Below are 6,693 nucleotides of genomic sequence, written 5' to 3'. Positions count from 1 at the left end.
CTTTAAGTTCGGCAATGTTGTCCGGGAGATCGGCGGGTGGGTTCTGCATGACCTTATTATAATCGGAACTCACCTTGAACCCAAGTGTTTCTGCGGTTTTTCAGTTAAAAATATCTGTTTTATTCCGGCCTTATCCTACCCTCTCCGGACGCCATGTCCGCTGCGGCATCCGCCAGTCGATCCCTTCAAGCAGCATGCTCAATTGCGCCGCTGTCACATGGGCAACACCCTCGTTTGCCGAAGGCCAGACGAACCTTCCCCGTTCCAGCCGTTTGGTAAAAAGACAGAATCCCTGGCCATCCCACGCCAAAATCTTGATCAGGTCGCCCCGACGTCCCCGGAACACAAACAGATGACCGGTAAAAACATCCTTGCCCAGAACTTCCTGTACCAGCATCGACAGGCCCGGCATACCCTTGCGCATGTCCGTTCGACCCAATGCCAGATAAACACGAGCCCCGCCGGCCACCTGGATCATGAGACCTCCAGAACCGACAGGAGCTGTTTCAACGTCCGGGGCGGGATCGTTTCGCGCACTTCAAGACGACGACCATTGGACAGGCTGATGATAATCTGCGGCGGCTCTTCTTCCCGAACCGGGACCGAAGGGGAAGCCTCTTCCCGATGTTCCGCCTGATCCGGCACCTCTTGGCTATCCATCACTGCGACCGGAACAAAACCCGGACCAGTATCCGTCAGCTTACCATACCGCCGACGCCATTTGTTCAGCGTGCTGTAACCGATCCCTTCCTGAGCGGCAAAGTCCCGCACCGACAAGCCGGAGGCAAAACTCGCCGCAACAAGGCGCTGCTTTTCCTCTGCCGTAAAACCGCGTCCGTTAATAATGTCATAACTACATACGTTGGCCAAATCCGGATTCCCCGAGCTGTTCGGAGCAACGCTCCCTCTTCGCTCTCTAAATCCGCTCTTCTGCTCTCATCCGCAAGGTAGCCGTGAAAGGACGCTTACTCAGAGACACCACTTTCTACCAAAAAGGTGGAGCGAAAATTAATAGGTCCTGAGCCTAGACTGGCACGATGAACCGCCTCTTGCTGCTCGCCATCACCCTGCTGATCATCGCCGGGACGCTGCTGTTGGGCTGTCCGACAGGTGGATCAAGCAGCGGCTGGAGCGGTCCGGGCGCACTGCGAACACTTTCGCGGCCAAGGGTCAAAACCGTAATGAGAGGCTGAAGGCCCCGAAATCGCTGGCCTCGTCCTGGGTCTCGAACTCCCGCGTGCGCAGCACGTGCGTGTAGCTCAGGCGCACGTTGCGCCAGGTCATTGCGATACCAAACTGGAGGTCGCCGACCAGCGGCTCCTTGTCCACGCTGCGGCTGTCGCGGAAGGTGTTGCCGTCGAGGAAGATGTTGCGCGCAACCGCCCGCCCCTCCACACCGGCGAACAGATACCAGCCAAAGCCCTCCTGCGGCACGAAGAACCCCGAGCCCGGCAGGCTGGGCTGGATGCGCGGCGGCCCATAGTCGAGCGGCAGGCGCTGGCCCAAGCGCAGCATCATCCCGGCGTTGGCGTAGGTAAAGACGTTGCCGAGGGCGCCGCCGGCATGCGGCGTCACGTCGAAACCGAAGCCGGAGACCGATTCCGAGACGAAGCCGCGCCAACTGCGCTGGTAAGTCAGGACGACCCCCGGCTCGTTCTTAAGCTGGGTATCCCATCCGCGCGGCTCCTGAGAACCTGTAATTTCGTGAACAATCTTCTGGGTCTGTTCAGCGAGCGAAGCCGGTCCGACCACGCCCAGCGTCAGCTCGATCTGGTCCAGCCGGCGGCCGGTCTCGGCGATCAGCCCGACCGAGCCATAGAGCCAGCCGGCATAAGGGCGGTCGTCGAGGGGCGGATCGCGCAGCGCGATGTCCTCCGGCGTGTACATGTTCTGGCCCATCGCATAGCTCGTCCGCACGGTGCCGCCGTCCGGGAACAAGGGGAACCAGCGGGCCGCGCGGAGCGCCCAGTCGGGCGTCCCGTCCGGGTTGGACAGCCAGGAGGCGCGCACACCGTTCGTGTAGTTACGGTCCGTGTCGTAGAAGAGATCGTTCTCGAAGACCAGGCTCAGGGTGCCGGTTTCCGTCTCGTCGGCCGAAACAGCAGGAAGAGACACTCCAGAACCTGCGGCAGCCACCACCAAGGTGGTCAACCATCTTCTCAATGGCGAGGATGTCCTGACCTTCTGTCCCCATCTCATTTGCATGCTCAAGCCATGGTGCTGATGGTGCGACGGAAGCGGATCAGGGCGAGGCTGAACAGGGCAGCTCCGATCGCGGCGATGGCGAGGAACTGCGGCCAGACCGCGGTGAAGCCCGCGCCGCGATAGAGGATCGCCTGGGCGAGCATGACGAAGTGGGTGTTGGGCGCGGCGAGCATGAGGTACTGCACGGCCTCCGGCATGCTCTCGCGCGGCGTCGAGCCGCCGGAGAGCATCTGCAAGGGCAGCAGCACCAGCATGAGCAGCAGGGCGAACTGCGGCATGGAACGGGCGACGGTGCCGAGAAAGATGCCCATCGAGGTGGTCGCGAACAGATGCAGCGCCGCGCCGGCCAGGAACAGCGCGAGCGAGCCTTGGATCGGCACGGACAGCCAGCCCTGCACGACGGCGGTGAGCGCGAAGGCGGTGGCGGCAAGGACGACCAGTGCCATCGCCCATACCTTGCTCGTCATGATCTCGAAAGGCGTGACCGGCATGACCAGCAGATGCTCGACGGTGCCGTGCTCGCGTTCGCGGATCAGCGCCGCGCCGGTGAGGACGATGGAGAGCATGGTCACGTTGTTGATGACCTGCATGATCGCGCCGAACCACGACTTGTCGAGCTGGGGATTGAAGCGCACCCGCAGCGCCAGATCGACCGGCAACTCCGGAACCTCGCGATAACGCTGCGCGAAGGCGCGCACCTCGTCGGTGACGATAGTCTGGATATAGCCGCTGCCGGTGAAGGCCTGGCTCATGCGCGTGGCATCGACGTTGAGCTGGATCGTGGGCCGCCGCCCCGCCAGCAGGTCGCGCTGGAAGTTAGGCGGGATGTCGAGGGCGAAGGTGTCGACGCCGGCATCCATGCGGGCGTCCATCTCGGCCTGGTCGATCACCTCGGGGAGAACAAAGTACGGCGGGTAAAAGGCGCTGACGATGCGCCAGGACAGCGGCGAGCGATCCTCGTTCACCACCGCGACCGGCGCCTTGTTGAGGGTCTCCGGCATGGCCGTGGCCGCCGTGTAGACCGACAGGGTGAAGGCGTAGACGATCAGCACAAGCATGATCGGGTCGCGGACGAGGCTGCGCAGCTCCTTGACACCGAGATGGAGAATATTGGCCGGGCGCATGGACTACCGCTCCTGCTTCTTGAGCAGCGCCGCGGACAGCCCGATCAGGACCGGCACCGCCAGCGCCAGCGGGAGAAAGGCAGCATGCAGGTCGGAGAAGTCGAGGGCCTTCGAGAAGGTGCCGCGCGCGATCGTCAGGAAATGCGTGGTCGGGTAGATCTCGCCGATCAGCCGGCCCACCCCTTCGAGGGACGAGACCGGGTCGATCATGCCCGAGAAGTTCGTCGCCGGCAGGATGGTGAGCACCGCCGTGCCGAAGATCGCCGCGATCTGGCTGCGCATGAAGGTTGAGATGAGCAGCCCCACGGCCGTCGCGGCGCCGACATAGAGCAGCGCGCCCGCCGCCAACGTCAGGAAGCTGCCCTTCAGCGGCACGCCGAAGACGGTCACCGCGAGCAGCGTGAGCAGCAGGAAGCTCAGGAAAGACAGCACGATATAGGGCAACTGCTTGCCGAGCAGGAATTCGAGCCGCGTGGTCGGCGTGACGTAGAAGTTGGTAATCGAGCCGAGCTCCTTCTCGCGCACCACGCTGAGCGCCGCGAGCATGGCCGGGATCAGCATGAGCAGCAGCGGGATCACCGCCGGCACCATCGCCACCAGGCTCTTGACGTCCGGGTTATAGCGAAACCGGGTCTCGATATTGACGAGCCCCGCCAAAGCCTCGCCATGGCCGGCCTCACGCGCCTTGGTCGCCAGCCAGTGGGCATGAATCCCCTGCACATAGCCGCGGACGGTCTCTGCCCGTGTCGGCATGGCGCCGTCGATCCAGGCGCCGATTTCGACGCGTCGGCCCCGGGCGATGTCACGCGCGAAGCCCGGCGGGATCTCGATCGCCAGACTGAGGTCGCCTTCGCGCATTCGCCGGTCGAGATCGGCATAACCGGTAATCGGCGCCCGCTCGACGAAGTACCGGGAGCCGGCGAGATTGAGCGTATAGTCGCGGCTGACGGTGGTCTGGTCGCGATCCAGCACCGCGAAGGTGAGATCCTCGACATCGAGGTTGATCCCATAGCCCATCACGAACATCAGGATGACGCTGCCGAGCAGCGCCAGCGTCAGCCGGATGGGATCGCGGCGCAGCTCCAACCCTTCGCGCCGGGCGTAGCTCGCCATGCGGCGGGGATCGAACAGGCGCCGCCAGCCCTGGGGTTCGACATGGCCTGCCGACGCGTCAACCGTATCGAGCGAAGCTGTTTGCCCCGCGTCGGCTCCGCCTTCCCCCGACGCCTCCTCCAGATGCGCCACGAATGCCTCTTCCAGGGTCTCCGCGCCCCGCTGCTGCACGATATTCGCCGGCGTGTCGGTGACCAGCACCCGGCCCGCGTGCATCAGCGAGATGCGGTCGCAGCGCTCGGCCTCGTTCATGAAGTGGGTCGAGATGAAGATGGTCACCCCGTCGCGGCGCGACAGTTCGACCAGCCTGCGCCAGAAGGCGTCGCGCGCCACCGGGTCGACGCCCGAGGTGGGCTCGTCCAGGATCAGCATCTGCGGCTCGTGGATCATGGCCACCGCCAGCGACAGGCGCTGGCGGATGCCCAGCGGCAGCTTGTCCGGCAGGGTGTCGATCACCGCGGCCAGATCGAATCGCTCGACCATTTCGTCCACGCGCCCTGGAATCTCGGCGGCGGGCACGTGGAACAGCCGGGCATGCAGCTCCAGGTTCTGCCACACCGTCAGCTCGGTATACAGCGAGAAGGACTGCGACATGTAGCCGACGCGGCGGCGGGTCGCGAGGTCGTGCGGGTCCACCTCCTGTCCGAACAGCCAGGCGCGGCCTTCGCTGGGCGGCAGCAGGCCGGTCAGCATCTTCATGGTCGTGGTCTTGCCGCAGCCGTTGGAGCCGAGAAAACCGAAGATCTCGCCCCGCGGGATGCGCAGGTTCACATGATCGACCGCGGTGAATTCGCCGAAGCGCATGGTCAGATCCCGGGCCTCGATCGCGGGGTCGCCATCGGTTTCCGGCTGCGGCGGAATCTCGACCGGCCGATAATCGCGGCGCTTGTCTTCCGGCAGCAGCCGGATGAAGGCCGCCTCGAGCGACTCCGCCCCCGTGCTCTGCAGCACCCCTTCGGGCGTGTCGCTGGCCAGAACCCGCCCGCCGTCCATCGCCGCCAGCCAGTCGAAGCGTGCCGCCTCCTCCATATAGGCCGTGGCCACCAGCACGCTCATGCCGGGCCGACTGCGGCGGATCTGGTCGATCAGCGCCCAGAACTGGCGCCGCGAGAGCGGATCGACGCCGGTGGTCGGCTCGTCGAGGATCAGCAGGTCCGGATCGTGGATCAGCGCGCAGCAGAGGCCGAGCTTCTGCTTCATCCCGCCCGATAGCTTGCCCGCCGCCCGATCGAGAAACGGCTTGAGCCCGGTGGCCCCGGTCAGAGCCTCGATGCGGCGCGCCCGTTCGCCGCCGTCATGCCCGAACAGGCGGCCGAAGAAGTCGAGGTTCTCGAACACCGAGAGCGTCGGATAGAGGTTCCGCCCCAGGCCCTGCGGCATGTAAGCGATACGCGGGCCGACCCCGCGGCGATGGCGCGCATCGGCCATGTCGCCGCCGAGCACCTCGACCTGTCCCGTCTGGACCGCGCGGGCGCCGGAGACCAGCGCCAGCAGGCTCGACTTGCCGACCCCGTCAGGGCCGATCAGCCCGGCCATGCAGCCCGCCGGAATGTCGATGGTGACCTCGTCGAGGGCGCACATCCTGCCGTAGCGCAAGGTGACATCCCGCAGGCGGGCAACCGGCGGGGTGCCGTCCCCGCGATCCCCGGTCCCCTTGCACACACCGCGGTTCATTGCGGCAGCCTCGTCTGCAGTTCAGGCGGCCAATCCACCCGCGGGTCGAGCCGCACATAGGCCATGCCCGGCAGGCCGGTCTTGACCTGGAGGAGGTGCTCTCTGAGCAGGTCCGGGGCGATCCGCGCCTTGATGCGGAACATCAGCTTCTGGCGCTCTTCTTCCGTCTCCACCGTCTTGGGCGTGAACTGCGCGACGTCCGCTACGAAGGGGATTTCGGCCGGGATCACGTATTGCGGGGCGGCGTCGAGCACGAGCCGGGCCTCGGCCCCGAGCGCGACCCGCCCGGCCTGTTCCGTCGGCAGGAAGAAGGTCATGTAGACATCGGTGAGATCGACCATGTTCAGCACCACGCCGCCGGGAGACAGCACCTCGCCGGGCTGGGCGACGCGGTACTGGACGCGGCCGTCGCGCGGCGACTTCAGCACGCTGTCGTCGATATCGGCCTGGATGCGCTGGATGGTGGCCCGCGCCGCTTCCACCGAGGCCTCCGCGGCAATGACATCCGACCTGGCTTCCCCTATGGCGGCTTGCGCGGCCGCCGCCTGCGCCTCCCCGGCGCCGACCGCCGCCTTCG

Annotated in this window: 6 protein-coding genes; all 6 read right to left on the bottom strand. The window is 65.4% G+C overall.

All coding sequences use genetic code 11. The features are described from left to right. Nucleotides 1-130: 130 nt before the first annotated feature. Nucleotides 131-478, bottom strand: a complete 348-nt coding sequence (gene tnpB / locus TH25_RS24345; RefSeq protein ID WP_114090829.1) for an IS66 family insertion sequence element accessory protein TnpB — start codon at nucleotides 476-478, stop codon at nucleotides 131-133. Further along, nucleotides 475-870, bottom strand: a complete 396-nt coding sequence (gene tnpA, locus TH25_RS24340; RefSeq protein WP_114090828.1) for an IS66-like element accessory protein TnpA — start codon at nucleotides 868-870, stop codon at nucleotides 475-477. Before tnpA ends, tnpB begins: the two co-directional genes overlap by 4 nt. A 300-nt stretch (nucleotides 871-1,170) precedes the next feature. Then, nucleotides 1,171-2,151, bottom strand: a complete 981-nt coding sequence (locus TH25_RS24335; protein ID WP_258549299.1) for a lipid A deacylase LpxR family protein — start codon at nucleotides 2,149-2,151, stop codon at nucleotides 1,171-1,173. Nucleotides 2,152-2,207: 56 nt separating this feature from the next. Continuing rightward, nucleotides 2,208-3,329, bottom strand: coding sequence for an ABC transporter permease (locus tag TH25_RS24330; RefSeq protein WP_114090827.1), 1,122 nt, complete (start codon nucleotides 3,327-3,329; stop codon nucleotides 2,208-2,210). 3 nt (nucleotides 3,330-3,332) lie between these two features. Next, nucleotides 3,333-6,116, bottom strand: a complete 2,784-nt coding sequence (gene rbbA, locus TH25_RS24325; protein ID WP_114090826.1) for a ribosome-associated ATPase/putative transporter RbbA — start codon at nucleotides 6,114-6,116, stop codon at nucleotides 3,333-3,335. After that, on the bottom strand, nucleotides 6,113-6,693 hold a 581-nt coding region (locus TH25_RS24320; protein ID WP_114090825.1), incomplete at its 5' end, for an HlyD family secretion protein. The genes TH25_RS24320 and rbbA, both read right to left, overlap by 4 nt.

The organism is Thalassospira profundimaris (assembly GCF_003326755.1).
Classification (GTDB): domain Bacteria; phylum Pseudomonadota; class Alphaproteobacteria; order Rhodospirillales; family Thalassospiraceae; genus Thalassospira; species Thalassospira profundimaris_B.
The sequence above is the reverse complement of the archived record's forward strand: the minus strand, read 5'-3'. Positions and strand labels throughout refer to the sequence as shown.